Below are 25028 nucleotides of genomic sequence, written 5' to 3'. Positions count from 1 at the left end.
TACCTGTGGCCAGCAGCCCGGCGACCGGGCCAGCGTGTCCGCGCCGACCGCACGTCCGTCACTTACCGTGATGCACGATCGGCGGCAGAGGTGTGCGCCCCAAGCGCGTCGGCGGTTGTTAAGGTCGACGCCTTGATCGGTGGGAGGGCGGCGGCAGGACATGCGGGTGACGATGACGAGCGCCGCGGCACGGAATGGCCGCGCGAACGAGGACTTCACCGGCGCCGTACCGACGGCAGCGGTGCTGATCGACGGCGCCGGCATCCCGGGCGCCGAATCGATCTGCCGGCACGGCGTGGCCTGGTACGCCGGCCGCCTGGGAGGCAGCCTCCTCAGCCTCTTGTCACTCGTGCGGGACCGCAGCCTGTCGGCGCTGCTCGCCGAGGCCATCGAGCGGGTGACGGACGATCACCGGGACACCTGCGACGTCGCCGACCCCATCAGTCCGTCGGCGACCGTAGCCATCCTGCGCCTGTCCGACGGCCTCGTCGAGTATCTGGTGCTCGGTGATTCGGTCCTCGTGCTCGACAGAGCAGACGGTGCGCCGCTCGTCGTCTCCGATCCCCGGGAGGTGATCATCAGCCGGTCGTACCGGTCCGCGCTCGAGGCCGCCGCCGACGGTAGCGACGAGTACCACCGACTCCTGCGAGACTTGCGCGCCAACCGGAACCAGCCGGGCGGCTTCTGGCTGGCGAAGGACGACCCGCGGGCGGCAGACGAGGCGATCACCGGAAGCTGTCCGAGCTCCGAGCTGACCGGTGCCGTCCTGCTCAGCAATGGAGCCAGCCGCATCGTGGACCGGTTCCGGCTCGCCGACTGGCCAGGGGTCATGGCCGTCCTGGCGTCGAGCGGGCCCGCCGAAATCATCCATCGTGTTCGGCAGGCGGAGGCGCGCCACGCGGTGGCGGCGGACGATGCGACGATCGCACACTGTACCGACCTCGGCGAGGCCTGACCGTCGCCAGTGGAGAATGCCCGGCCGCCTGGCGTGGTATGACTGACTGCCGCCGCCGGCCCACCCTGGGGCAGCGGTGGACCGCCTGGTAGCGCACATCCGCTCATTGGCTACGACCGATGACTCGACCTCACCGCATCTCGTCACGGAGCGTAGCGCACGTCGACGGCATGAGCGGATGCGACGGCGCCGTCCACTAAGGTCCAAGTCATGGCAGCAAGGGCAGCGGGCGCGTTTCGTCGGACGTCGATCGAGCGATCAGACCAGCGCGTCGCATGGGAACGGCCAGACCAAGCCTTCTTCGCTGCCGGAGCGTGTCACATCCTCGCCTGGGTTTGCCGAGATTCCTACCCGGACCGGTCGATCGAGGTAGCGGCGGTGCGCTTCCCAGGCGAGCGGCAGGTCTTTCACGCCTATGCGACCTGGGATGGCTGGGCGTTCGACCACTCGGGCTGGAATCCGGAGCCGCAACTACTTCTGGTCAACACGGACTTCGAAGGCCGCCCACTCGAGCGGGTCGAGATCACGGTCGGCCTCGCAGAGTTCTGCGAGGTGCACAACTCCCGCATGCCCGACCAGTACTGGCGTGACCCTCTCCCGCGTGCTCGCGAATATGTGGGCCGGTACATCCCGCCGTGGACGTAGCGCCTTCGCCGCACACGCGTCGCGGCTCTTACCGGCCGGTGGCACCGTCGACAAGCTCCCGCAGGATGTCGGCGTGTCCGGCGTGCCGGATGGTCTCGCTCGTCATGTGGGCGAGCACCCAGCGAAGCGTACGAGGCTTGTCACCGACCGGCTGCGCGGTGAGGACGTCCGGGCCAGCGGCTGCGGTGATGTGGGCGTCGCTTTCGGCAATCGCAGCCCGATAGTCGGCGAGGATCTGATCTGGGGACCGGTCCGGCTCGACCACCATGTCGAAGTCGACGTCGGCGTAGCGCGGGTCGCCGGCGAACGTGTAGCCGAACCAGTACCGTTCGGCGTCGGTCAAGTGCTGAACCAGTCCCAGCAGTGTGGTGTCGGAGACGACCAGGCGGCGCCGCAGCTGCTCCTCGCTCAAGCCGGCGACCTTCTTCAGCACGCATGACCGAGCGAAGGACAAGAAGGCGAGGGTGGTGTCAAGCTCGCCACCGTCGTTGCGCGGCACGGCTTCGCGTTGGGACTCAAGCACGCCCCAACCTTACGTGCTGTCACCCGGGGAGGCAGACGCGGACCTCCCGCTGGTGGAGGTCAGCCTCACCTACGGCGCCGACCTGCCCGGCCATGGGAGCGACCGCAGTGGCTGCTGCGGCGCTGGTAGCGTGTGTTTGCATTCCAGCCAGCCCGCCGCGGCGGAGTGTTTAGGAGCAACGCGTGGTCGTGATCCTCCCCGAGGTTTCCCGCACCCTCAACGAGTACCTGCTCGTGCCGAACCTCACCACCGAGGACTGCACCCCGGACAACGTCGACCTGTCCACCCCCGTCGTGCGGCACCCGGTCGGCGGGTCCTCGCCGCTGCGCATCGCCGTACCGCTCGTCAGCGCGATCATGCAAGCGGTCTCCTCGCCCCGCCTCGCCATCGCGCTCGCGCAAACCGGCGGGCTGAGCTTCATCCACCAGAACCAGACCGTCGAGGCGCAGGCCGAGTCCGTCAGCGCGGTCAAACGCCACAAGGCGGGCTTCCGGCACTCCGACATCAACACGAAGCCATCCGCGACGCTCGGCGAGGTCAGCCGCCTGCTCAAGGCCGCCGAACGGGACGTCGCGGTCGTCACCGACGACGGCACCTCGAGTGGCCTGTTCATCGGCCTGATCTCCACCGCCGACTTCCATCCCCATCGTCACGACCTCAACGACACGGTCGAGTCCCGGATGCGCCCGGCCAACGGTCTGGTCACCGCGCCACCGACGATCTCGCTGTCCGACGCGAACACCCTCATCTGGGACCACCGCCTCGACCTGCTGCCGATCGTCACCGCCGGCGGTCACCTCGCCTCGATTGTGCTGCGCCGGGACTACGAGCTGCACAAACAGTTCCGCAACGAGTCCATCGACGACGATAAGCGGTTCCGGGTCGGCGCCGGGATCAACACCCGCGACTACCGCGACCGGATCCCCGCCCTCGTCGAGGCCGGCGCGGACGTGCTGTGCATCGACTCCTCCGACGGCCACTCGGTCTGGCAGCAGAAGACGTTGCAGTACGCCGTCGGTGAGTTCAACGGCGCTGTCCCGGTCGGCGCGGGGAACGTCGTCGACGGCCGCGGATTCCGGTACCTCGCCGATGCCGGTGCCGCGTTCGTCAAGGTCGGTATCGGCGGCGGGTCGATCTGCATCACCCGCGACCAGAAAGGCATCGGCCGCGGGCAGGCTTCCGCACTCATTGACGTGGTTGCCGAACGCGACCGCTACGCAGACGAAACCGGCATCTACGTGCCGATCTGCTGCGACGGCGGTCTCCTCGCCGACTACCACATGGCGATCGCCCTCGCCCTCGGCGCCGACTTCATCATGCTCGGGCGCTACTTCGCCCGATTCGACGAAAGCCCCTCCAACCTCGTCAATCTCGACGGGCAGATGTTCAAGGAATACTGGGGTGAAGGCTCCCAACGGGCCCGGAACGTCGCCCGCTACGACCAGGGCGAGACCGAGCTGCCGTTCGAGGAAGGCGTCGACGGCTACGTGCCGTATGCCGGCAGCCTCTACCCCAACATTGCCCGTACGGTCGCGAAACTGCGCGCCACCATGGTCAGCTGCGGCGCCATCACACTGCCGGACTTTCACCGCGACGCGATGCTCGTTCAGGTGTCGCAGCAGAGCTACGAACAGAATGGCGCCGAAGTCCGGTTGCGCAGCGGCTCAGGCGGCAGCGGACAGTAGACGGCCGCTTCGTCATCCGAACGGGCGGCCTGGGCGCAGCATCCGCGTTCCCGGGCATGACACCGCGCTTCATCCCCGCCTCGGCAACGCTTTCGTGCCCGGTCGGGCGCACACCAGGTACAGGCGTAGTCCCCAGAAGATGGCTGTCGAACCAGAAGTCACTGTCGCGGGCCAGCTTTCGATCGTCTTCCTGATCAGCGGCAGGGCGGCGCGCAGTCGCTTGATTTGACGATCTCTCCGCCCTAGAGGACGGAGATTCCCTCTACGCTGCGTGTGGAACGCGCGGCGTCCGGGCGGATTCCTGCTTCCCCGCGCGGTGCCGGCGCGGATGCCGGTCTTACCTGCGCTCCACAGGCGTTTAGGGTCTCGGCGCGTCCCGCCGCGAGCACGTTGATGGCCGCGTTGACGTCCCGATCGTGGGTGCTGCCGCACGGGCAGACCCACGATCGAACGGCGAGCGGCAACTTCTCGTTGATCCGGCCGCAGTTCGAGCACATTCGGGTGGACGGGAAGAACCGGTCCACCCGGCCGAAGGTACGCCCGTACCGGGCAGCCTTGTACTCCAACATCGCGGTGAAGCTGGCCCACCCGGCGTCGTGTACCGACGTGGCGAGCCGGGTCCGGCCGAGACCGACGACGCACAGGTCCTCGACGTACACCGCTTGGTTGTCGCGGATGACCGTCGTGGACAGTTTGTGCTGCCAGTCCCGCCGGGTATCGGCCACCCGCGCATGCTCCCTGGCGACCTTGACGACGGCCTTCTTGCGGTTCTGGGTCCCTCGCTGTTTGCGGGACAGGTCCTGCTGCAATCGCTTGAGCTTGCGTGCGGCGCGACGCAGGAACTTCGGCGCGGCGACCTTCGTGCCGTTCGACAGCACCGCGAAGTGCGTCAGGCCTAGGTCGATGCCCACCTCGGAGTCGACCGGCGGCAGTGTCTCGTCCGCGCTGGTCTGCACAACGAACGAGGCGAAGTATCGGCCCGCCGCATCTTTAACCACCGTCACGGACGACGGCTCGGACGGCAGGGCCCACGACCAGCGCACCCGCACGTCGCCGATCCTTGGGCAGGCGCAGGCACCCGTTGTCGAGGACCGTGAACCGGGAGTTCTTGGTGAAGCGGATCGCCTGCCGGTTGTCCTTGCGTGACCGAAACCGTGGTGGTGCAACCTTGCGGCCCTTGCGCTTGCCTGTGATCGAGGTGAAGAAGTTGCGGTATGCGGTGTTCAGATCCGCCAGGGCCTGCTGCAACACCACGGCGGACACCTCGCCCAGCCATGCCCGCTCTGGGGTGCCCTTGGCTTGGGTGATAACCAGCTTCGACAGGTCGGCGTCGGAGACGTACTTCTCGCCCGCCTCCTGGAGCTGCTGGCGCAGGCGCAGCCCGTCGTTGAACACCACCCGCGCGCACCCGAACGCCCGCGCCAGCGCTTCCTGCTGGGCGGGCGTCGGGTAGACGCGATAGTTGTACCGGAGCTGCACATCGGACAGTCTACCATTGGTCTATAGTCGAAATTGAAAACGTCCGCACCGGCAGGAACTGTGTTTTCGTCTTGCATGCCCACTTGGTCTTCGTGACGAAGTTCCGGCACCGGGTGTTCGCCGACCGGCACCTGACCCGCCTGGAGGAGATCATGCGGGCGGTGTGCGCCGACTTCGAATGCGAGCTGGTTGAGTTCAACGGTGAAGGCGAACACGTCCACCTCCTGGTGAACTTCCCACCCAAGGTCGCCCTGCCGAAGCTGGTCAACAGCCTCAAAGGCGTCTCCTCACGTCGATTACGCCAAGAGTTCCCCGACCTCGTACGCCACTACCACCGAGCCAACCGCCTCTGGTCCGCCTCATACTTCGCTGGCTCCATCGACGGCGCACCCCTGACCACGCCGCGCCAGCACATCGAGCAGCAGAACCAGCCAGGTTAGACCACGCTCGGGCCTCGGCGGCCCTCCCGCGCGGGCCTCCACCCCCGCCCTAAAGTGCGGAGCACTGGCCCGCATTTCGGTAGCGGACCCAGTGGGCCTCGGAGCTCCGCCATGACATAGATCATGAGACCGCGCCAGAGCCACTTCGCCGGCCTGACCGTCAGAGATGACAAGTCCGTTCCGACCGGATGACAGCGTGGAGACCGATATAGAGGCTCCGTGAACCCATCCACCGGATGCATCCGTTCTCCCATAGACGCGCGTTTTACGCGCGTGTCAGGCCCAACTGATCCACGGGCAATGTCCCACTACAAGGCCTTAGGAGGCCCAGATGACAGCTTTGACTCACACGCGCAAGGCATGGCGACCGGTCCTGATCGGCGCCCTGGCGCTGGCAGGGATGGCCACCACCGCGACGCCGGCAAGCGCAGCGAGCAGCAACCGCACCGGACTTTGCAACAAGTCAACAACCTACTCGTCGACCCTGGAGTTCCCCTCATCGCCCCTGAAGTCCCCCTCGCGTGGCGCCGCCCTGGACCTGCCGGCGGGCGACGGGTTCTCTAGCCCTCTGGTCGCGCCGGGCAAGTGTTGGAGCATCGAACTGCCCGCCGGCAGCTCTCAGACTGTCCAGGTGTATGCCCACAGGAACGGCTCGATGGTCTCCATCGGCCGGTGGACGATCAAGACGGGCGAGCACAACGTGTTCCGGACCTACGGCTCGATCTCCTCGCCCTACTTCACCTTCTCACACAACTGACCGCCGCAATCGCCCCGCGCGCCCTTTTGACGGGCGCGCGGGGCCAGGGCCAATCGCGTAATCGTGCGGCGAGGCTCTGAGCAGGTGTGTTTTCCCGCATCACCATGAACTGACAGGGCCGACCACTGACCAGCCACGAGGTTCATCAGGCAACTCCCCGCAACCGGCGGAACCTGTGCCCGGCTCATGCTCGGCAAGCCACGTCATCGGATGCGTCAGCAGCAGCGGGTGCGGCCCGGGCTCAATCGTCGACGGCCCTGCGCTGACGCGGCTTGGCACGCACACACGCATGCGTTCACCCTGGCGATCGGGCGACGCACTCGCATCGGCAGATCCGTGCGCTGAGCGCCGCGATCCATCCGTTACACGGCGTGACGCGCGGATCGCGGCAGATGTGCGAACCCGATCAAGCAGCCAGATCGTCTCCTCCTGGCGTTGTTGTCGAGATCGGGACAGCCCCTGGGAGGGCGCCGCAGCCATGCTGCGGAGGCGTTGCGGCAGCGGTTGGTCGCCGTGGTGGTTGATCGATACTGTGCCGTGGTGGCCCGTACACAGCTCACCGCCGAGTTGGTGGTTGACGGTCGTGTTCCGCACGCATTGGCGCTGTCGCCGGACGGCAAGTGGGTCGCCTACGTGGTCGCCCCGGTCGGACGGGCTGGTGATCACCCCGTTAGCGAACTCTGGGTCGCCGCCACCGACGGGACCGGGTCGCCGCGACGATTCACTTCGGGTGAGGCGCACGATTCGGCGCCGCGGTGGGCCGACGATTCGCTGCTGGTCTACTTTCTCTCCGACCAGGCCGAGCGTGGCACGGCGCAAGTACACCGGGTCGGGCTGGTCGACGGTGTCGTGGAGGCGGTCACGTCCTGGTCCAGTGGGGTGTCAGGTCACCTCCCGTTGGCCGATTCCGACCTGGTCGTCGTGATCGCAGCCGATGAACCGTCCGCTGAGGACCAACGTCGGGACAGGGAGCGCGACGACGCTCGGGTGTGGGGCGAGCGTGTACGCCCGGACCGGCTGCGGCTGCTCGACGTACGGAGCCGGGAGGTCCGGGCACCTGATGTGCCGTCGGCTGATCCCGCACACCCCCATGCGCCCGCTCTGGCGGTGCAGAAACTGCGCAGCGGAGTGGCCCTGCCAGCCGGCCCGGGTCGCCCTGCTCGTCGAGTACCGGGGCGACCGGACCGGGCTGCTGGTGTACCTCGGCGGGCTGCTGGCGGAGGCGACCGACCAGCTCGGCCAGCTCCACCCGCAGGCGAGGCTGGATCTCACCGAGCGTTTTCTCGCCTGGGCCAGGGCCCGCGGCTGACCACCCTTCCCACCCGAACGAGCAGGGTCCCGGTGCTGCTGGCGGGAACCAGCGGCCCCGGGGCCCTGCTCATCGCAGCGCTACCACGTGCGCGGGAAGAGCAGCGGCGCGGGGCACCCGTCGGGTACGGCGGAGCACGCCGTACGTGAGAGAGAGGTGGGTGCCCCGCGCCGCCGTGGAGCGGGCGTTGCCGAGCGCCCGGTGGAGGCCCGTCGCGATCGGGCCTGGTCACGGGCTCAAGCATGCGGCCGGACGGGCCCGGGCGGCAACCCGATTTGCGAGTTCGGCACCCGCGACGGATTGACCGCCGTGATCGACGGGACGAGACTCGGGCGCACTCGTACCGGGGACCACCTCAAGGAGGTGTGCAGTGGCCACGACGCCCTCGCCGACCGCCGAGCAACCGATGGACGACGACGCCCGACGACTCGCCGAACTCGGCTACCAGCAGGAGTTGCACCGCAAGTGGAGCGGCTTCTCCAACTTCGCCATCTCGTTCTCGATCATCTCGATCCTGGCCGGCTGCTTCACCACGTTCGGCCAGGCGTGGAACAACGGCGGCCCGGTCGCCATCTCCTGGGGCTGGCCGCTGATCTCGCTGTTCATCCTGATCATCGGCTTCTGTCTGGCCGAGCTGGTCTCGGCGTACCCGACGGCGGGTGGCATCTACTGGTGGGCGGCGAAGATGGGCCGCCCGGTGCACGGCTGGTTCACTGGCTGGCTCAACCTGATCGGGCTGGTCGCGGTCACCGCGTCGGTGGACTACGGCTGCGCGACCTTCCTCAACCTCACCCTGTCGGCGTTCTTCGACGGCTGGGCCGGAACCCTGCACCAGGCGTTCGGGCTCTTCGTGGTCATCCTGGTGCTGCACGGGCTGATCAACATCTTCGGGCACCGGATCATCGACGTGCTCCAGAACGTCTCGGTCTGGTGGCACGTGGCCGGCGCGGCGGCCGTGGTGGCGATCCTGCTGCTGGTGCCGGACGACCACCAGAGCTTCCGGTTCGTCTTCACCGAGCGGTTCAACAACTCCGGCTTCGGCGACGGCGACACCGGCGGGCTGACCTTCTGGTTCTACGTGCTGCCGCTGGGCTTCCTGCTCACCCAGTACACGATCACCGGTTTCGACGCCTGCGCGCACGTGTCCGAGGAGACCCGGGGCGCGTCGCAGGCCGCCGCCAAGGGGCTCTGGCGGTCGATCTTCTATTCCGCGGTCGGCGGCTGGATCCTGCTGCTCGCCTTCCTCTTCGCCGCCACCGACGTGGACGCGATCAACTCCGCCGGCGGCTTCTCGGGGGCGATCTTCGAGACCGCGCTGACGCCGTTCTTCTTCAAGGCGGTCATCATCATCTCCACCGTCGGCCAGTTCTTCTGCGGGATGAGCTGCGTGACCTCGATGAGCCGGATGGCGTACGCGTTCAGCCGGGACCGCGCGGTGCCCGGCTGGCGGCTCTGGTCGAAGGTGGACCGCAACGGCACGCCCGCCAACGCGATCGTCGGCGCCACCCTGGCCGGCCTGCTGCTCACCCTGCCCGCCCTCTACGGGAACTCCGGCGGAGTCCCGGTCGCCTTCTACGCGGTGGTGTCGGTGGCGGTGATCGGCCTCTACCTGTCGTTCGTCATCCCGATCGCGCTGCGGCTGCGGATGGGGGACCGGTTCCAGCCCGGGCCGTGGACGCTGGGCCCGAAGTACAAGCTGCTCGGCTGGATCGCGGTGGTCGAGATCGCGGTCATCTCGGTCTACTTCCTGCTGCCGATCGTTCCCGCCGGGGTGCCCGGCAACGCCGACTTCAGCTGGTCGGCGGTGAACTACGCGCCGCTGGCCGTGGGCGGGGTGCTGCTGCTGGTGGCCGTCTGGTGGTACGCCTCGGCCCGGAAGTGGTTCACCGGCCCCCGCCGTACCGTCGACCTGCCGGCGCCGCGAGCGGCCACGGACGCCGCGCCCGCCGACGAGCCGGCCTGACCCCGGCCGTCCCGGTCCGCCGAGCCAGCCGGTGGACCGGGGCCGGGGTACGTGGGCAGGCCCATGACGACGTTCGACGATTGACCCCGACCCTCTGGTGCCGTGCTGAACGACGGCGCTTGCTCATCGGATCCTGGATCTAGGATGCGGCGATGCAGATCTCCATCTGGGTCCCCTACGACGAGAAACAGCTACGGCGCACACTCCAGTTCGTCCTCCGTCCGCAACTGAATTCCATCCGCATCCTGGGCGGAGGGCTGATCGTCCTCGGCCTCGCCCTGGTGGCCCTGGAGCCGTCAACGTCGCTGGCCTACGTTGCCCTGGTCCTCGGACTGCTGTTCGTGGTCGCGATCGCACCGATCACGGTGGCTCAGTCGATGCGTATGCAGTCCAACGTCATCAGGGACGGGTTTCACATGACGCTGGACGACGAGTGGGTCACCCTGACCTACCCGCTTGCCGAGTCGCGGTTCCGGTGGAGCGGCCTCGGCCGCGTCATCGAGACCCCCGAGGTCTGGTACATCATGTTCGGCAAGATCCAGGCGATCATGATCCCGAAGGACCCGATGACCGAGGAGCAGCGGGCCGCGTTCGCGGCGTTCGTCAACGGCTTGCACCCCGCCAGTAAGTGACCGCGCCCATGGCGAAACAGCAGGGGGCCACGATCGGTGAGGCGAGCAGCGCATTCGCCGCGCTGACCAGCAGTGGCATCCTCGGCACGCCCGCTGAGATGAGGCTGCTGGCCGAGCGACTTACCGCTGCAGGTGCGACCGTCTCGCTGGTGCGACGCGCTGGCAGCCGGTGAGTACGCGAGGCATCACCACCCAGCACGCCAATCGCGGCAGATGCGTGCAGATGATCATGAAGATGTCGATTACGGCGAGTTCGGAGGCTTGGCCTTTTGCGGGTAGATCGTCTCGTGACGGGCCAGCATGGCAACGAACTCGTCGATCTTCCGCTCGCGGGTCTGCGACCGCTTGACGGCATTGACGCGGTGGATGAGAGCGAACCGGTTGGTTTTGGTGAGTACGCCGAACATGGCCTGGGCGGCGGGGTTGGCAGCGATGGCGGCGAGGAGGTCGGCCGGCACCTCGGCTTCCGACGGCGGGGCGTAGGCGGCCGCCCACCGCCCGTCCGCCTTCGCGGCTTCTACCGCGACGCGGCCTGGGGGCAGCATTCGCCCCTGCGCCTCCAGCCGGGCCACGTGGGCGACGTTGCGTTGTGACCAGGAACTGCGGGGCCTGCGAGGGGTGAACCGGATCCAGGAGGTTTCCTGATCCCGTTTACGGGCCTGCCCGTCGATCCAGCCGAAACACAGGGCCTCGTCGACCGCCTGCTGCCACGTCAGCATGGTGACTGTGCCGCCCTTCTTGGCCAGGGCGAGCCAGACACCGGGCGAGGTGGCGTGGTTGGCCGACAACCACGCGCGCAGCGCCTCGGCGTCCGCAACGATCAACTCATCCAGTTCGGCGCTGCCCATGACTGCAGGCTATCGCTGCGCCGTTGTCGCAGCCTCTGCCTGTAGGCCAGACCGACTCGCCGGGCTGCCGGCGCGCCGGTCGCTCGGCGGCGGGGCAGGACCTCGACGCTCAGGACGGTCTCGAGGTCGGGCCGGCATGTCGGACTCCTCGTGCACGTGCCGGTTGCGGCGAGCGTCGTCCACGACTACGGGCCTCTGACAATCGCCAGCGCCATCCACGGTGGCGGCCAGACGCCGTACGAGCCGGCCACCGCAGCCCGCCATCTCGGTGGCAAAGACGCTGCGGCGTGTGGCGTCATCGTTGGTATGTCCGCGTTGCGGCAGCGGTTGGTCGCCGTGGTGGTTGATCGATACTGTGCCTCGGTGGCCCGTACACAGCTCACCGCCGAGTTGGTGGTTGACGGTCGTGTTCCGCACGCATTGGCGCTGTCGTCGGACGGCAGGTGGGTTGCCTACGTGGTCGCCCCGGTCGGGCGGGCGGGTGATCACCCGGTCAGCGAACTCTGGGTCGCCGCCGTCGACGGGACTGGGTCTCCCCGACGATTGACTTCGGGTGAGGCGTACGATTCGGCGCCGCGGTGGGCCGACGATTCGCTGTTGATCTACTTTCTCTCCGACCAGGCCGAGCGTGGCACGGCGCAACTGCACCGGGTGGGGCTGGTCGACGGCGTCGTGGAGGCGGTCACGTCCTGGGTCGGTGGGGTGTCCGGGCACCTTCCACTAGCCGATCCGGACCTGGTCGTGGTGATCGCAGCCGATGAACCGTCCGCTGAGGACCAACGTCGGGGCACGGAGCGTGACGACGCTCGGGTGTGGGGTGAACGCGTACGCCCGGACCGGCTGCGGTTGCTCGACGCACGGAGCCGCGAGATACGGACACCGGATGCGTTCGGCGATCGCCATGTCGTCGAGGTGGCCCAGCGGCCCGACGATGGAGTGCTGGCGGTACTGACCTGGTCGACCCCCGACGTGGACCCGGGCCTGGTGGAGCCCGGTCTCCACCTGCTCGACCCGGACAGCGGCGTGACGCGGGACCTCGGACCGGCTGCGGCGGACGCGTCGTCGCTTGTCTGGTGGCCCGCCGACGAGGGCTGGCACCTGGCATATGTCGCGACGACCCCGCCCGCTCTGGTGGGCGGACACGCGGTTCTCGATGTCGCCGTGCCGGTGAACGGGCCGGTGGGCGAGCACCGCAGTCTGACCGCCGGCACGACCGTCTGCCCGAGCAACCTGGTTCAGGTCGACACCGGTCCGCCACTGGCGCTGGTCGCCGACGGGCTCGATACCGCGATCCACCGGCTCGATCCAGCCGGGCCCACCCTCGTCGAGCTGTCCCGGGTCAACGGCCTCGCGACGTCGTTGACCACGAACCGGCACGGTGACGCCGTCGCGGCGGTGGTCAGCACGTCCTACGAGCCCGGAAACGTCCACGCCGGCCCCACGAGTGGGCCGCTGACGAGGCTGACCGACCTCAGGCCCGAACTCCGCGACATCCGGTGGGGTGTCCAGGAACGCCTGTCATACGAGGCATCCGACGGGCTGGCCCTCGACGGCCTGCTGATCCTGCCCGCCGGCCGGTCCCACAAGGACGGGCCCTTTCCACTGGTGACACTGGTCCACGGCGGCCCGTACCACCGGCACGCCGACCGGCTCATGCTCGGCTGGGACCCGTCCGGCCAGTGGCTGGCGACCGCCGGCTACGCCGTGTTCCTGCCGAACCCGCGTGGCGGCCAAGGGCACGGCCACGACTTCGCGGTGCGCGTCGCCGGCGCGGTCGGCCTCGACGAGTGGACCGACATCTGCGCCGGCATCGACCTGCTCATCGCCGACGGCGTCGCCGACCCGGACCGGCTGGGCATCGGCGGCTGGAGCCACGGCGGCTTCATGGCCGCCTGGGCGGTCGGGCAGACCGACCGGTTCAAGGCCGCCGTGATGGGCGCCGGAATCAGCGACTGGGGAATGCTCGCCGCAACCGGAGAACAGGGGCCGTTCGAGGCCGCCCTCGGCGGTAGCAGCGGCTGGGAAGGAACGGGCCCACACCGCCACGACCGGCTCAGCCCGATCTCGTACGCCTCCAAGGTCCGCACGCCGGTGCTGATCCTGCACGGCGAGAACGACACGAACGTTCCGCTATCACAGGCGGAGTTCTTCCACCGCGCGCTACGCAGGTTCGGAGTCGAGCACCAGTACGTCGTCTATCCCCGAGAGAACCACTCGATCCGCGAACGCAACCACCAACTCGACGTACTCCGCCGCACCCGCGCATGGTTCGACCGGTGGCTCGGATGACCCCGACGTCCGACCGCGCCACGCACTCATCTCGGCAGTTTCGACGGTCGTTCGTCACGACCCGAAACGGGCGGATCGCGGCAAACAGCGCGCCCGGTCAAGCAAGGGGGGTGCGGCGCGGTCGTCGATGGGACACCTCGTGGGTTGGTGGAGGAGCCGATCGTCGTGGGAGCGGGGCGCGAGCACCGGTGGATCTTGGTTTGTTCGTTGGTTCGTATGGGGATGGCTACGGGGCCGGTACCACCGATGCGGCCGCGGTCGCGACCAGACCGGCGAGCGTGGTCGTCTCGGCCATGATGCCGATGTGGCCGCGGCGCGGCACGAGCACGAGGCGGGCGTTGGGCGCGGCGGCCAGAAACCGTCGCTCGTCCGCGCGGAACGGGTCACGCGCGCCATTGAACAGCAGCACGGGTCCCGGATAGCGGCGAAGATCTGCGATCGGGTCCAACCCGGACATGGCCGCGACGACCTCGGGCATCACCGCGCATCGTACGCCGCCGGCGATCATCGCCTCGGCGATCGGGCCTGGCAGCGCTCGCCGGAATCCGCGTGCGCTGAGCCGGTCGGCGACCGCCGGACTGCTTGCCGAGAGTCGGGCCATGAGGCGGTACGCGGTGAGGAAGCCTCCGCGTGGACGGACGGTGCAGCCGCCGGCGACGAGGGCCGCGACCCGGTCGGGGTGTCGGCCGGCGGTGGCGATCGCCAGGAAACCGCCGAGTGAGTGCCCGACCAGCACGGCTCGACCGCCCACATCGTCAATGGCGGCAAGGATCGCCTCGACCGCGCTGTTGGTGGTGAACGGCTCGGTGTGTCTCGTTCCGTGGCCTGGCAGGTCCGGCGCGGCGATATGGCCGTTGACGAGTGCGGCGACCGGCCCCCACATGCTGCCGCTGACTCGGATGCCGTGGACGAACACCGTAGGAATCGTGCCGGCTGGAACCATGGCGCCCCCTCGGCGGGTTACAACGCAACGTTGCGTTGCATTCAAAGGTAGGCTGCTTGCCATGACGGAGGCAAGTGGCCCACGGCGTACCGCGGAGATCCTCGACGCAACCCTGCACCTGCTGGCTGAACGCGGCTACGAGCGGCTTACGATCGAGGGCGTCGCCGAACGCGCCGGCGTGAACAAGACCACCATCTACCGCTGGTGGCCGTCCAAGGCCGCGCTCCTCGGCGCGGCGTTGATCGACGCACCCCTACTGCGGTTCACCGCGCCAGACACCGGCAGCCTGCACGGCGACCTGATGGCCCTCGTCCAGGCATTGGTCAGACTGCTCACCGAGCCGCCATCGGCGGCCGTCGCGGTCGCCGCGTTCGGCGCCGCCGCGCAGAACGCGGAGCTGGCGGCATACGCGCGGGCCTTCTTCGCCGACCGTCTCGCCGCCGAGCTGCCGATCTTCACACGCGCCGCGCAACGTGGCGAGCTGGCCGCCGACGCCGACCCGATGCTCATCATGGACGCACTCGCGGGCGCGGTCTGGGTCCGCGTCGTGCTGCGCCAATTTCCGATCGAGGAGGGCTACGCAGCGAAGCTCGCGTCCATGTTGCGCGCGGGAGTCGCCTTGTGAGCAGCGACCCCACGGCCGCGCGATCGCCGACCTGCCGTAGCCCTCGTCTGCGCATGCTATTGCGACGCCACGAAGGCGACTGCATGGCGTACTGATTTCGGCAAGACCGCGCATCGAGCGCCACCCCACGTCCCGTCACGTACCGTGACGCCCGGTCGGCGGCAGATGAGGGCGTCTTCAGGCGCATCCGCTGGGGCCGCCGGAGCACCGCTCTGCGGCGCGGAGGTCGCAAGCAGTGGCAGGCCCACGGCAGGGTGCAGCGGGTCGACTGCGGTGCGTTGCGGGCGGCCAGGGCGGCCATACCCAACCTCGATGTAAAGAATTCTGGACACCACGTCAAACATTCGTTACGTTCATGGTGTCGAAAATGTTGTACACCGAGGGGCAGGCATGGCGCACAGAGAGAAGCGCGCGTGGATCATGTTTTTCGTCGCCGTGGTGGCGTACGTCGTCTACGTGATCACTGTGGTGGGCCGCGCGGGTGGGCGGCCGTTGACGGAGGTTCCTTACGCGGCGGCGTTGCTGTGGACCGTCGGTGCGTCGATCGTTGCGAACATCGTGGCCGAGACCGCGATCGGTGTCGTGAGCCCCAAAGCGTCGCGCGCCGCGGACGTGCGTGACCGACAGATTGGCCAACTGGGCGACTACGTCGGTCAGTCGTTCCTGGTCATCGGGGCGGTCGCGGCGATGCTCATGGCGATTGCTGGGTGGGACCGGTTCTGGATCGCTAACGTGATCTACCTGGGCTTCACGCTGTCGGCGGTCCTGGGCTCGGTCGCGAAGATTGCCATGTACCGCGGGAGGCTCCCGCAATGGTGAAGCCGACCCGCGTGACGAACTGCATCCGCGCACTGCGCTTCGCGCACGGCGAGATGACCCAGGCCGAACTGGCCGAACGCGTCGGCGTGACCCGGCAGACCGTCATCGCCATCGAGCAGGGCCGGTACTCGCCCTCCCTCGAAGTGGCCTTCCTCATCGCCAACGTCTTCGGCGTACGGCTCGACGAGGTGTTCCAGCACCCCAACTCTGGCGAGGAGACATCATGAAGGCGATCGTTCAGGACGTGTACGGCCCGGCCGACGTGCTGGCACTGCGTGACATCGACCGGCCCTCGGTCGGTGACGACGAGGTGCTCGTACGGGTGCGTGCCGCAGGCGTGGACCCGGGCGTCTGGCACCTCATGACCGGCCGGCCGTACCTGGTGCGAGCCTTCGGGTTCGGACTGCGCAGGCCCAAGGCGCCGGTACGCGGCCGGGACCTGGCCGGGGTTGTGGAGGCCGTCGGCGCGCGGGTTACCCGGCTGCGACCGGGGGATGAGGTGTACGGGACCTGCGAGAGCGGCTCCTTCGCCGAGTACGCGACCGCCCGGCAGGACCGGCTGGCGATCAAGCCGGCGAACCTCTCCTTCGAGCAGGCCGCGGTCACGCCCATCTCCGGGATGACCGCGCTGCAGGGCCTGCGCGACTGCGCGGGCCTGCGGCCAGGGCAACGAGCCATGGTCATCGGCGCGGCGGGCGGCGTGGGCAGCTTTGCCGTGCAGATCGCCAAGGCATTCGGCGCCACGGTCACCGGCGTGTGCAGCACCGCGAAGGTCGACCTCGTCGGTTCCCTCGGCGCCGCCGACGTCATCGACTACATCCACAGCCAGATCGACGGCAACGGGGCACGGTACGACGTCATCATCGACACGGCGGGCAACCGTCCGGTATCCCTGCTGCGGCGCGCTCTGACGCCGCGCGGAACCCTGGTCCTGGTCGGCGGCGAGAATGGTGGCGGCCGGCTACTCGGCGGCTTCGACCGACAGATGCTGCGCGCACCGCTCATGTCCATCTTCGTCAGTCAGCGCCTGCGCAGCCTGATGGCCAAGGAACACGCCGCCGACCTCGAGGAACTACGACGGCTCATCGACTCCGGCGCCGTCACCCCCGTCATCGACCGCGCCTACCCCCTCGCCGACGCCGCCGACGCGATCCGCCACCTCGCTCAAGGCCACGCCGCCGGAAAGACCGTCGTCACCGTATAGGTACCTCGACCAGCTGCCGGCAACATCCTCAATTCGGCAAATTAGTGAGTTGATCATGGATATCCAACCGCCGTCCCGCTACGCAACGTAGTCCCCCGTCGGGAAGTCGGGCTCCATGCGGGCGCTAAGCCCTCGGCGAGTCGGCGTGGGCCAGCTCCGGCGGAACGCGTTTCGTTCCTGCGTGGCCGTGCCGGCGTTGTTCTGACCATGTCGGGAGCGAAGCGCCGCATACCCGTTGTGGTGAGGCGAGGTCCGAGGACGGCGCCGTTGTCGGCGGAAGATCGGCGGCAGGCGGTCACTGCCTTGACTGTCATGATCCACCAGTGGTGGTCGGGCGGCCGGAGCCGCAAGCGCCGATGCTGTTCGCGGATCGAATCAGTCGGGCGGCACTGCGGCGGGCGGCCGTCGGTGAGCTGGTCAGGGTAGGCGTCGGCGTACGGCCGTAAGTGTGACGATCGGCCCCTGAACAGCGTGAATGCGGTTCGGGTTCTGCCACATCCGGTCCACCGACAGCTTCCGAGCTGGAAAAACGTGAAACCGCATCGGAGGTACGCGAACCACCCTGGCGAACTGCACTGTGACCTGGGGAAACATGGGTGTCCCGGTTGGTGCGGCCCGCGATCGTGCGTTGACGGCTGCTTGGGCCGAGAGGCATGGTGATTGGCCTGATCAGGTACGCCGCGCGTTATCGGCGACATGAAGACACGTTGGACCATGGTCGCTCGGCTGCCTCGGGATTCTCGTCGAAAGCCGCTGACTCTCGTGAGCGCTGATGTGCTTGTGGATGCATGAGATCGATGCGCTGATCGTGAGTCAGGTCGACCGCAAGTCCTCACCTCACGGCTGGAAGTACTCCGACATCAGGCGGCTGACCCATTCCGGCTGCTCGACGTTCTCCGGTAGGAACTCTGCCATCACTGGCTTCAGGTCGATAACCGGGGTGCCGGAGACCGCGTCGAGGCCCACCACCGTCAGTTCGCGGCCGTGGACGGATTCGATGGCGCAGCACGTCACCCCGATGCGGTTCGGTCTGCGAGGGCCGCGGCCGGCGAACACGCCAACGGGCGGGAGGTCGGGACGGCCGCGGTTGGGACGGGGCTCGCGGTAATCGCCGTGGTCCGGGAACTGGTCGAAAATGAAGAGGATCTCCACGTGGGAGAAGCCTTCCAGGCCTTGGAGGCACGCATCGCCGAAGCGCTCGTCGACGGTGATCGTGCTGCGGACGGCACCCCAGTTGTCCGTTTGCTGAACGTCCGTCCTCGCGTTCTGGACGGTACCTATCGGGGTGATTTCGAAGCTGAGCATGATTCCTTGTCCCTCTGAAGCGAAGCGAATGTAGCGACGGAAAAGCTTGTAGCTACTGGCACCGCGCCTTATCCGCGGCACGAGAGTGCGTGGTGGGGCGGTGATCCAGTGCGGCAGATTACGGAACGATCACTACGCCTCCGCGCACTCCGCCTCGGGCCAGCCGGTGGTGGGCCGCTGCCGCCTCGGTGAAGGAGTAAACACCGGCGACCCGCAGCGGGATGTCACCGCTTTCCACCAACTTCACCAGTTCGCCTAGCCGGGCGCTGTCGGGCAGCACGTTCAGTGCGAACGTCCGGATTCCCCTCGCCGGCTCCGGGCGCAGTGGGGGTGAGGCGGCCACGTAACCGCCGCCGTCCCTGACCAGTCCCATCAGTGACGAGCCGATCACTGCGAGGTCGACAACCGCGTCGAAGCTGGCCGCCGCTACCGGGATCGGATCGTCCGAGCGTGGCACGAACGCCGCGCCGTGCGACTCGACGAACTCGCGGTCGCCCGCCGCCGCTATTCCTGTGGCGTGCAGGCCGGCGACTCGGGCCAGCGCCAGGGTGAACCCGCCGACCTGCCCCGCGGCGCCGGTGACGAGCACGGACGAGCCTGCCGGGAGCGCGAGCAGGTCGAGGGCTTGGGCGGCGGCGAGGCCGTTGGTCGGCAGGGTCGCGGCCTCGCTGGCGGGAATGCCGGCGGGCGCGGCGGTCAGCCATGCGGCATCGAGGACCACATACTCCGCGTGGGCGCCGACCGTGGTGCGCAGCCAGGGTGAGAAGCCGATGACGTTGTCATCCACGGTGAGATCGCCGACGGACGGACCCACGGCGTCGACCGTGCCGACCACGTCCCAACCGGGTACGTACGGCAGCCCGGCCGGCAGTGGTGCCGGGAATCGACCGGCGCGAATCATGAGATCAACCGGGTGTACGACGGACGCGGCGACCCGTACTCGTACCTGACCCGGCCCCGGCTGCGGCACCGGCAAGTCCGCCACCACCTGCAAGACCTCCGGCCCTCCGAACTGTGCATAGCTGACTGCGCGCATCGCCGTACCCTCCGTTGAACGTCATGATCGCCATTACGGTAGGTATCCTCGGGCACTGTGAGAAAGTAGGCACCTGGAAGTGCCTAGGGGGCCGGCAAGGGGTGGCAGATGGCGACGACGACCGCTGGGCAACGACGAGAGCAGGCCAAACGCGACTATGACGCGTTTCTGGCGGGCTGCCCGACCCGGGAACTGCTGAGCACGCTCACCGACAAATGGGCGGCACTGGTGATCGCGGCGCTCGCCAGCGGTCCGCAGCGGCACAGCGAGCTCGCCCGCCGCATCGCCGGCGTCAGCCAGAAGATGCTCACCCAGACTCTGCGCACACTGGAACGCGACGGTCTGCTCACCCGTACCGTGACCGCGTCGGTGCCTGCCCGCGTCGACTACGAGCTCACCCCGCTCGGCCACGACCTGTTCCCGGTAATGGTCGGGATCAAGACCTGGGCAGAGACACACATGGACCGCGTCTTTCAGGCCCGCGCCCAGTTCGACGCGCGACCATGAAGCCCAGTGGGCAGGTATGGCCAAGCACCCGGCTCGGCCGGCCCCGCCGCCGGTGGACGGCGAGGACGCCGCCTTTGTCATGCAGGTGGTCGAGCGGTTGGCGCGCGCCGGAAGGGTGCCGATCATCTCAGACCTGACAAGCGTTCTGCTCGTCGGAGACATCGTCGCTCTTGGGCCCGGGCGCACGGCGTCGGCATAGTGGAGATCGGCCCCGGCGACTACCTCATAATCGCGAACCCGCAGGCAATCGAGGGCAACGAACTCGCCGAAGCCGTGGCCGCCCTGCCACCGTTGCGCCAGAGCTGCATGCCGGTGCACGTGGAGCATCCAGCCGATCCGCTGCCGTACTGCCGCTCGATCCTGTCGTACCCGCTCGACTGGAAGCTTCGGTACGACCTGCTGGAGACGAACCTGCGCCAAGTCGACCGGGAACCAGCAGCGCTCGTCATGGAGCCCGACCGGTCCGGGCGGTCCGAGCTGGTCGGGCCCGGAAGCGGCACCGATGTACCGGGGGAACCGGACCGCGCTGTTGCGCTACCTCGGGGGGCTGATGGCCGAGGCCCGGGAACAGCTCGCCCAGCTCAACCCGGGCCACGCCCCGGACCTACACCACCGTTTCATCGCCTGGGCGCGGGCCCGCGACTGACGGCGTGACATCCGAACGGGTAAGGGCCGGTCGGTCGCGTTTGCCACGGTGTCCGGAGGGGGCATTGACGGTGATCCGGTTCTGCCAGTAGACCTTTCCCATGGAGGCGCGCAGATGAGGAAAGCCCCGCTCACGCTGGAACAGCTGCGCGTCGCGGTCGCCGATGGCGAGCTCGACACGGTGGTGCTGGCGCTAACCGACATGCAGGGCCGGTTGCAGGGCAAGCGGTTCCACGCCCCCTACTTCCTCGACCAGGTGGTCGCGCACGGCAGCGAGGGCTGCAACTACCTGCTCGCTGTCGACGTCGACATGAACACCGTCGACGGGTACGCGATGTCGAACTGGGCACGCGGCTACGGCGACTTCGCCATGCGGCCCGACCTGGACACCCTGCGCCGGGTGCCCTGGCAGCCGGGCAGCGCCCTGCTCCTGGCCGACCTGGAGTGGCTGGACGGCGCCGGCCCGGTGGTCGCCTCGCCCCGGCAGATCCTGCGCCGGCAGCTCGACCGGCTGGCCGCCCACGGGCTGACCGCGTACGCCGGGACCGAGCTGGAGTTCGTGCTCTTCCGCGACTCGTACGAGGACGCCTGGCGGCGCGGCTACCGCGACCTGACGCCAGCCAACCAGTACAACGTGGACTACTCGCTGCTGGGCACCGCCCGGGTGGAGCCGCTGCTGCGCCGCATCCGCACCGAGATGGCCGGCGCGGGGCTGACCCCGGAGAGCGCCAAGGGCGAATGCAACCTCGGCCAGCACGAGATCGCCTTCCGGTACGACGAGGCGGTGGCCTGCGCCGACCACCACGTCATCTACAAGAACGGGGCCAAGGAGATCGCCGCCCAGGAGGGCATGTCGATCACCTTCATGGCCAAGCCGAACGACCGCGAGGGCAACTCCTGCCACATCCACTTCTCGCTGCGCGACGCCGACGGCCGCTCGGCGATGCTCGGCGACGGGCCCGCGCACCTGTCGGTGACCGGGCAGCGGGTGCTGGCCGGGCTGCTCGACACCATGCGCGAGCTGAGTCTCTTCTTCGCGCCGAACGTCAACTCCTACAAGCGCTACCAGCCCGGCTCGTTCGCCCCGACCGCGCTGCGCTGGGGCACCGACAACCGCACCTGCGCGCTGCGGCTGGTCGGGCACGGGCAGGGGACGCGGGTGGAGAACCGGGTGCCCGGCGCGGACGTCAACCCGTACCTGGCGATCGCGGCGCTGGTCGCCGGGGCGGTGCACGGCATCGAACGGGAGCTGGAGCTGGGCGAGGAATGCCGCGGCAACGCGTACGACGACGCGGCCGCCGAGCGGGTCCCCGCCACCCTCCGCGACGCCCTCACCCGCTGGGAATCCTCGACGGTGGCGAAGGACGCCTTCGGCGACGAGGTGGTCGCCCACTACGCCAACCAGGCCAGGGTCGAGCTGACCGCCTTCGACGCCGCCGTCACCGACTGGGAGCTGGTCCGTGGCTTCGAACGCCTCTGACGCCGCCCGCGTCCCGCGATCGCGCGCGTCGGTCCCGCCGCGCGCGCGGGTGGGCGGCACGGGTCGGGGCGGCAACTGCGAGAGGACGGGGTGGGGCGCGTGACCGAGGTGCGGAACCCGGCGACCGGGGAGATCCTGCGGGAGGTGGTGGCCACCTCGCCGGCGGAGGTCGACGCGGCGATCGGGCGGGCCGCGCGGGCGTACGAGACGTGGCGGGGCGTGGCACCGGGGGACCGGGCGCGACTGCTGCGGCGGTTCGCCGCGGTGGTCGACGCGCACCTTGAGGAGCTGGCGCGGCTGGAGGTGGGCAACGCCGGCCACACCATCGGCAACGCCCGCTGGGAGGCGGGCAACGTCCGGGACGTGCTCGACTACTACGCCGGCGCCCCGGAGCGGCTCACCGGGCGGCAGATCCCCGTGCCGGGCGGGCTGGACGTCACCTTCCACGAGCCGCTGGGCGTGGTCGGGGTGATCGTGCCGTGGAACTTCCCGATGCCGATCGCCGGCTGGGGCTTCGCCCCGGCGCTCGCCGCCGGCAACACGGTGGTGCTCAAGCCCGCCGAGCTGACCCCGCTGACCGCGCTGCGGCTGGCCGAGCTGGCGGTCGAGGCGGGCCTGCCGGAGGGGGTGTTCACCGTGCTGCCGGGGTCGGGCGGCGTGGTGGGGGAGCGGTTCGTCACCCACCCGGCCGTACGCAAGGTCTGCTTCACCGGCTCCACCGAGGTCGGCACCCGGATCATGGCCGGGTGCGCCGAGCAGGTGAAGCGGGTGACCCTGGAACTGGGCGGCAAGAGCGCCAACCTGGTCTTCGCCGACGCCGACCTGGCGAAGGCGGCCGCCACCGCCCCCTACGCGGTCTTTGACAACGCCGGCCAGGACTGCTGCGCCCGCTCCCGGATCCTGGTCCAGCGAGCCGTGTACGACCACTTCCTCGAACTCCTCGAACCGGCCGTGCGCGCCTTCCGGGTGGCGGACCCGGCCGTCGAGACCACCGAGATGGGCCCGTTGATCTCGGCCGCGCACCGGGACCGGGTCGCCGGGTACGTCGACGGCGCGAAAGTCGCCTTCACCGGCTCGTGCCCCGACGGCCCCGGATTCTGGCACGCCCCGACCGTGCTGCTCGCCGGGTCCCCGGCCGACCGGCACTGGCGGGAGGAGGTCTTCGGGCCGGTGGTGTCGGTGCTTCCGTTCGACGACGAGGCCGACGTGATCCGGCTGGCCAACGACACCGAGTACGGCCTCTCCGGGTCGATCTGGACCCGCGACGTCGGCCGGGCACTGCGGGTGGCCCGCGCGGTCGAGTCGGGCAACCTCAGCGTCAACTCGCACTCCTCGGTGCGGTACTGGACCCCGTTCGGCGGCATGAAGCGTTCCGGGCTCGGCCGTGAGCTGGGCCCGGACGCGCTACACGCCTTCACCGACGTCAAGAACGTGTTCATCAGCACAGAGGAGTGAGCGTGCAGCAACGACTGGCGGACCGGGTGGCCGTGGTGACCGGGGCGGGCAGCGGGATCGGGCTGGCCACCGTACGGCGGTTCGCCGCCGAGGGGGCGCGGGTGGTCTGCGTCGACATCGACGCCGAGGCCGGCGAGCGGGCCGCTGAGGAGGTGGGCGGCGAGTTCGTCGCCTGCGACGTGGCCGACGAGGCGTCCGTCCGGGAGCTCTTCGACGGCGTGGCGCGGCGGCACGGCCGGGTGGACGTGGCGTTCAACAACGCGGGCATCTCCCCGCCCGACGACGACTCCATCCTGGAGACCGGCCTGGACGCCTGGGAACGGGTGCTGCGGGTCAACACCACCAGCGTCTACCTCTGCTGCAAGTACGTCATCCCGCACATGCGCCGGCAGGGCAAGGGGTCGATCATCAACACCGCCTCGTTCGTCGCGCTGATGGGGGCGGCCACCTCGCAGATCGCGTACACGGCGAGCAAGGGCGGGGTGCTGGCGATGACCCGGGAGCTGGGCGTGCAGTTCGCCCGGGAGGGGATCCGGGTCAACGCGCTCTGCCCCGGCCCGGTGGCCACCCCGCTGCTGCTGGAGCTCTTCGCCGCCGACCCGGAGCGGGCCGCCCGCCGGCTGGTGCACGTGCCGATGGGGCGGTTCGGCGCCCCGGAGGAGATCGCCGCCGCGGTCGCCTTCCTGGCCAGCGACGACGCGTCGTTCATGACCGCCGCGCAGTTCGTGGTGGACGGCGGCATCACCGGCGCGTACGTCACCCCGCTGTGAGCCGTCCGCTGATCGGGATCAGCGCGTACGTCGAGCCGGCCGCCTGGGCGGTGTGGCGGGACGTGCCGGCGACGCTGGTGCCGCAGGCGTACGTCCGGGCGGTCACCGCGGCCGGCGGCCGGGCCGTGGTGCTGCCCCCGGACGACGTGGACGCCGATGTGGTCCGGGTGCTGGACGGGCTGGTCCTGGCCGGCGGCGCCGACATCGGCCCGGAGCGTTACGACCAGCTGTCCGACCCGCGTACCGAGCCCCGGCCGGACCGGGACGCGGGCGAGTTGGCGCTGCTCGCCGGCGCACTCGCCGCCGACCTGCCGGTGCTGGGCATCTGCCGGGGCATGCAGTTGCTGGCGGTCGCCCACGGCGGGGTGCTGCACCAGCACCTGCCGGACGTCGTCGGTCACGACCGGCACCGCCCGGCCCCGGGGGAGTACGGCGGGCACCCGGTCCGGTTCGCGCCGGGCAGCCTGGCGGGCGCGGTGTTGGCCGGGGTGGACCGGGTCAACTCCTACCACCACCAGGGGGTCGCCGACCCGGGGCGGCTCACCGCCACCGGCTGGGCGGACGACGGGGTGGTCGAGGCGGTCGAGGACCCGCGGCGGCGCTTCCTGCTCGGCGTGCAGTGGCACCCGGAGAACGAGGCCGATCCCCGCCCCGTGACCGCCCTGGTCCGCGCCGCCCGTTCCGGATGACGGGAACGGGCCTCCCCGGCCGTGG

Annotated in this window: 26 protein-coding genes and 1 pseudogene; 20 read left to right on the top strand and 7 right to left on the bottom strand. The window is 69.2% G+C overall.

What is annotated here, in order from left to right; translation table 11 throughout:
* Positions 1–160: 160 nt before the first annotated feature.
* The gene (locus ABZ807_RS08605; RefSeq protein WP_357154401.1) at positions 161–955 is read left to right on the top strand and encodes a hypothetical protein; all 795 of its coding nucleotides are present in this window, start codon (positions 161–163) and stop codon (positions 953–955) included.
* A 210-nt stretch (positions 956–1165) separates the two neighbouring features.
* Positions 1166–1600: a hypothetical protein gene (locus tag ABZ807_RS08600; RefSeq protein WP_357154399.1), complete on the top strand. Its 435-nt coding sequence runs from the start codon at positions 1166–1168 to the stop codon at positions 1598–1600.
* A gap of 28 nt (positions 1601–1628) precedes the next feature.
* On the opposite strand, the gene ABZ807_RS08595 is transcribed toward ABZ807_RS08600, so the two are convergent.
* Positions 1629–2123 (bottom strand): DinB family protein, encoded by a 495-nt coding sequence (locus ABZ807_RS08595; protein ID WP_357154396.1) that lies wholly within the window; start codon positions 2121–2123, stop codon positions 1629–1631.
* Positions 2124–2305: 182 nt separating this feature from the next.
* On the opposite strand from ABZ807_RS08595, the gene ABZ807_RS08590 reads away from it, so the two are divergent.
* Complete coding sequence (locus ABZ807_RS08590) at positions 2306–3808, top strand: IMP dehydrogenase (RefSeq protein WP_357154393.1); 1503 nt, start codon at positions 2306–2308, stop codon at positions 3806–3808.
* A 242-nt stretch (positions 3809–4050) separates the two neighbouring features.
* Here ABZ807_RS08590 and ABZ807_RS08585 read toward each other — a convergent pair whose 3' ends face one another.
* Positions 4051–4857 (bottom strand): transposase, encoded by an 807-nt coding sequence (locus ABZ807_RS08585; protein WP_357154390.1) that lies wholly within the window; start codon positions 4855–4857, stop codon positions 4051–4053.
* The gene (locus ABZ807_RS08580) at positions 4799–5287 is read right to left on the bottom strand and encodes a transposase (protein ID WP_357154388.1); all 489 of its coding nucleotides are present in this window, start codon (positions 5285–5287) and stop codon (positions 4799–4801) included. The genes ABZ807_RS08585 and ABZ807_RS08580 overlap by 59 nt, the downstream gene beginning before the upstream one ends.
* A gap of 23 nt (positions 5288–5310) precedes the next feature.
* Between ABZ807_RS08580 and tnpA the strand changes: the two genes are divergently transcribed.
* From tnpA to ABZ807_RS08550, 6 genes are all read left to right on the top strand, one after another.
* Positions 5311–5727 carry an IS200/IS605 family transposase gene (tnpA, locus tag ABZ807_RS08575; RefSeq protein WP_357154790.1) on the top strand — a complete coding sequence of 139 codons (417 nt, stop codon included), beginning with the start codon at positions 5311–5313 and terminating at the stop codon, positions 5725–5727.
* A 331-nt stretch (positions 5728–6058) separates the two neighbouring features.
* Positions 6059–6484: a hypothetical protein gene (locus ABZ807_RS08570; protein WP_357154385.1), complete on the top strand. Its 426-nt coding sequence runs from the start codon at positions 6059–6061 to the stop codon at positions 6482–6484.
* A 1060-nt stretch (positions 6485–7544) separates the two neighbouring features.
* A complete protein-coding gene (locus ABZ807_RS08565; RefSeq protein ID WP_357154382.1) occupies positions 7545–7793 on the top strand; it encodes a flavin reductase in 249 nt (82 codons plus the stop codon).
* 370 nt (positions 7794–8163) lie between these two features.
* Positions 8164–9756, top strand: a complete 1593-nt coding sequence (locus ABZ807_RS08560; protein ID WP_357154379.1) for an amino acid permease — start codon at positions 8164–8166, stop codon at positions 9754–9756.
* Between the two features lie 152 nt (positions 9757–9908).
* Positions 9909–10388, top strand: a complete 480-nt coding sequence (locus ABZ807_RS08555) for a YcxB family protein (protein ID WP_357154377.1) — start codon at positions 9909–9911, stop codon at positions 10386–10388.
* A gap of 8 nt (positions 10389–10396) precedes the next feature.
* Positions 10397–10561, top strand: a complete 165-nt coding sequence (locus ABZ807_RS08550; protein WP_357154375.1) for a hypothetical protein — start codon at positions 10397–10399, stop codon at positions 10559–10561.
* Positions 10562–10630: 69 nt separating this feature from the next.
* Here the strand turns inward: ABZ807_RS08550 and ABZ807_RS08545 are convergent, their stop codons facing one another.
* The gene (locus ABZ807_RS08545; protein WP_357154373.1) at positions 10631–11236 is read right to left on the bottom strand and encodes a YdeI/OmpD-associated family protein; all 606 of its coding nucleotides are present in this window, start codon (positions 11234–11236) and stop codon (positions 10631–10633) included.
* Positions 11237–11599: 363 nt separating this feature from the next.
* On the opposite strand from ABZ807_RS08545, the gene ABZ807_RS08540 reads away from it, so the two are divergent.
* Positions 11600–13525 (top strand): S9 family peptidase, encoded by a 1926-nt coding sequence (locus ABZ807_RS08540; protein WP_357154371.1) that lies wholly within the window; start codon positions 11600–11602, stop codon positions 13523–13525.
* A 226-nt stretch (positions 13526–13751) separates the two neighbouring features.
* Here the strand turns inward: ABZ807_RS08540 and ABZ807_RS08535 are convergent, their stop codons facing one another.
* The gene (locus ABZ807_RS08535) at positions 13752–14441 is read right to left on the bottom strand and encodes an alpha/beta fold hydrolase (RefSeq protein WP_357154368.1); all 690 of its coding nucleotides are present in this window, start codon (positions 14439–14441) and stop codon (positions 13752–13754) included.
* 88 nt (positions 14442–14529) lie between these two features.
* On the opposite strand from ABZ807_RS08535, the gene ABZ807_RS08530 reads away from it, so the two are divergent.
* The 4 genes from ABZ807_RS08530 (at position 14530) to ABZ807_RS08515 (ending at position 17116) form a co-directional block, all read left to right on the top strand.
* Positions 14530–15093: a TetR/AcrR family transcriptional regulator gene (locus tag ABZ807_RS08530; RefSeq protein ID WP_357154367.1), complete on the top strand. Its 564-nt coding sequence runs from the start codon at positions 14530–14532 to the stop codon at positions 15091–15093.
* A gap of 390 nt (positions 15094–15483) precedes the next feature.
* The gene (locus ABZ807_RS08525) at positions 15484–15912 is read left to right on the top strand and encodes a hypothetical protein (RefSeq protein WP_357154365.1); all 429 of its coding nucleotides are present in this window, start codon (positions 15484–15486) and stop codon (positions 15910–15912) included.
* On the top strand, positions 15906–16139 hold the full coding sequence (locus ABZ807_RS08520) for a helix-turn-helix transcriptional regulator (RefSeq protein ID WP_357154362.1): 234 nt from the start codon (positions 15906–15908) through the stop codon (positions 16137–16139). The genes ABZ807_RS08525 and ABZ807_RS08520 overlap by 7 nt, the downstream gene beginning before the upstream one ends.
* Positions 16136–17116 carry an NAD(P)-dependent alcohol dehydrogenase gene (locus ABZ807_RS08515; protein ID WP_357154359.1) on the top strand — a complete coding sequence of 327 codons (981 nt, stop codon included), beginning with the start codon at positions 16136–16138 and terminating at the stop codon, positions 17114–17116. The genes ABZ807_RS08520 and ABZ807_RS08515 overlap by 4 nt, the downstream gene beginning before the upstream one ends.
* 837 nt (positions 17117–17953) lie before the next feature.
* Here the strand turns inward: ABZ807_RS08515 and ABZ807_RS08510 are convergent.
* Both ABZ807_RS08510 and ABZ807_RS08505 read right to left on the bottom strand, forming a co-directional pair.
* On the bottom strand, positions 17954–18421 hold the full coding sequence (locus ABZ807_RS08510) for an SAM-dependent methyltransferase (protein WP_357154357.1): 468 nt from the start codon (positions 18419–18421) through the stop codon (positions 17954–17956).
* 118 nt (positions 18422–18539) lie between these two features.
* Positions 18540–19457 carry an NADP-dependent oxidoreductase gene (locus tag ABZ807_RS08505; protein WP_357154354.1) on the bottom strand — a complete coding sequence of 306 codons (918 nt, stop codon included), beginning with the start codon at positions 19455–19457 and terminating at the stop codon, positions 18540–18542.
* Positions 19458–19565: 108 nt separating this feature from the next.
* Here ABZ807_RS08505 and ABZ807_RS08500 point away from each other — a divergent pair, with 108 nt between their 5' ends.
* The 6 genes and pseudogenes from ABZ807_RS08500 to ABZ807_RS08475 all read left to right on the top strand — a co-directional run bounded on the left by ABZ807_RS08500 (position 19566) and on the right by ABZ807_RS08475 (position 25003).
* Positions 19566–19964, top strand: coding sequence for a helix-turn-helix domain-containing protein (locus tag ABZ807_RS08500; protein WP_357154353.1), 399 nt, complete (start codon positions 19566–19568; stop codon positions 19962–19964).
* A gap of 514 nt (positions 19965–20478) precedes the next feature.
* Positions 20479–20610, top strand: a pseudogene (locus ABZ807_RS08495) (flavin reductase); the annotation flags it as partial.
* Positions 20611–20724: 114 nt separating this feature from the next.
* A complete protein-coding gene (locus ABZ807_RS08490; protein WP_357154351.1) occupies positions 20725–22089 on the top strand; it encodes a glutamine synthetase family protein in 1365 nt (454 codons plus the stop codon).
* Positions 22090–22188: 99 nt separating this feature from the next.
* Entirely contained in the window at positions 22189–23544 is a 1356-nt protein-coding gene (locus ABZ807_RS08485; RefSeq protein WP_357154348.1) for an aldehyde dehydrogenase family protein, read from the top strand.
* A gap of 2 nt (positions 23545–23546) precedes the next feature.
* Complete coding sequence (locus ABZ807_RS08480; RefSeq protein WP_357154344.1) at positions 23547–24314, top strand: 3-oxoacyl-ACP reductase; 768 nt, start codon at positions 23547–23549, stop codon at positions 24312–24314.
* Positions 24311–25003: a gamma-glutamyl-gamma-aminobutyrate hydrolase family protein gene (locus ABZ807_RS08475; RefSeq protein WP_357154341.1), complete on the top strand. Its 693-nt coding sequence runs from the start codon at positions 24311–24313 to the stop codon at positions 25001–25003. Before ABZ807_RS08480 ends, ABZ807_RS08475 begins: the two co-directional genes overlap by 4 nt.
* The last annotated feature ends 25 nt before the right edge of the window (positions 25004–25028 follow it).

Source organism: Micromonospora sp. NPDC047548 (genome assembly GCF_040642975.1).
Classification (GTDB): domain Bacteria; phylum Actinomycetota; class Actinomycetes; order Mycobacteriales; family Micromonosporaceae; genus Micromonospora.
The sequence above is the reverse complement of the archived record's forward strand: the minus strand, read 5'-3'. Positions and strand labels throughout refer to the sequence as shown.

Coding starts and splice junctions, on each gene's coding strand:
- ABZ807_RS08605 (WP_357154401.1), top strand. CDS start 161: ATGCGGGTGACGATGACGAGCGCCGCGGCACGGAATGGCCGCGCGAAC.
- ABZ807_RS08600 (WP_357154399.1), top strand. CDS start 1,166: ATGGCAGCAAGGGCAGCGGGCGCGTTTCGTCGGACGTCGATCGAGCGA.
- ABZ807_RS08570 (WP_357154385.1), top strand. CDS start 6,059: ATGACAGCTTTGACTCACACGCGCAAGGCATGGCGACCGGTCCTGATC.
- ABZ807_RS08565 (WP_357154382.1), top strand. CDS start 7,545: ATGTGCCGTCGGCTGATCCCGCACACCCCCATGCGCCCGCTCTGGCGG.
- ABZ807_RS08555 (WP_357154377.1), top strand. CDS start 9,909: ATGCAGATCTCCATCTGGGTCCCCTACGACGAGAAACAGCTACGGCGC.
- ABZ807_RS08550 (WP_357154375.1), top strand. CDS start 10,397: ATGGCGAAACAGCAGGGGGCCACGATCGGTGAGGCGAGCAGCGCATTC.
- ABZ807_RS08545 (WP_357154373.1), bottom strand. CDS start 11,236: ATGGGCAGCGCCGAACTGGATGAGTTGATCGTTGCGGACGCCGAGGCG.
- ABZ807_RS08530 (WP_357154367.1), top strand. CDS start 14,530: ATGACGGAGGCAAGTGGCCCACGGCGTACCGCGGAGATCCTCGACGCA.
- ABZ807_RS08525 (WP_357154365.1), top strand. CDS start 15,484: ATGGCGCACAGAGAGAAGCGCGCGTGGATCATGTTTTTCGTCGCCGTG.
- ABZ807_RS08520 (WP_357154362.1), top strand. CDS start 15,906: ATGGTGAAGCCGACCCGCGTGACGAACTGCATCCGCGCACTGCGCTTC.
- ABZ807_RS08515 (WP_357154359.1), top strand. CDS start 16,136: ATGAAGGCGATCGTTCAGGACGTGTACGGCCCGGCCGACGTGCTGGCA.
- ABZ807_RS08510 (WP_357154357.1), bottom strand. CDS start 18,421: ATGCTCAGCTTCGAAATCACCCCGATAGGTACCGTCCAGAACGCGAGG.
- ABZ807_RS08505 (WP_357154354.1), bottom strand. CDS start 19,457: ATGCGCGCAGTCAGCTATGCACAGTTCGGAGGGCCGGAGGTCTTGCAG.
- ABZ807_RS08500 (WP_357154353.1), top strand. CDS start 19,566: ATGGCGACGACGACCGCTGGGCAACGACGAGAGCAGGCCAAACGCGAC.
- ABZ807_RS08490 (WP_357154351.1), top strand. CDS start 20,725: ATGAGGAAAGCCCCGCTCACGCTGGAACAGCTGCGCGTCGCGGTCGCC.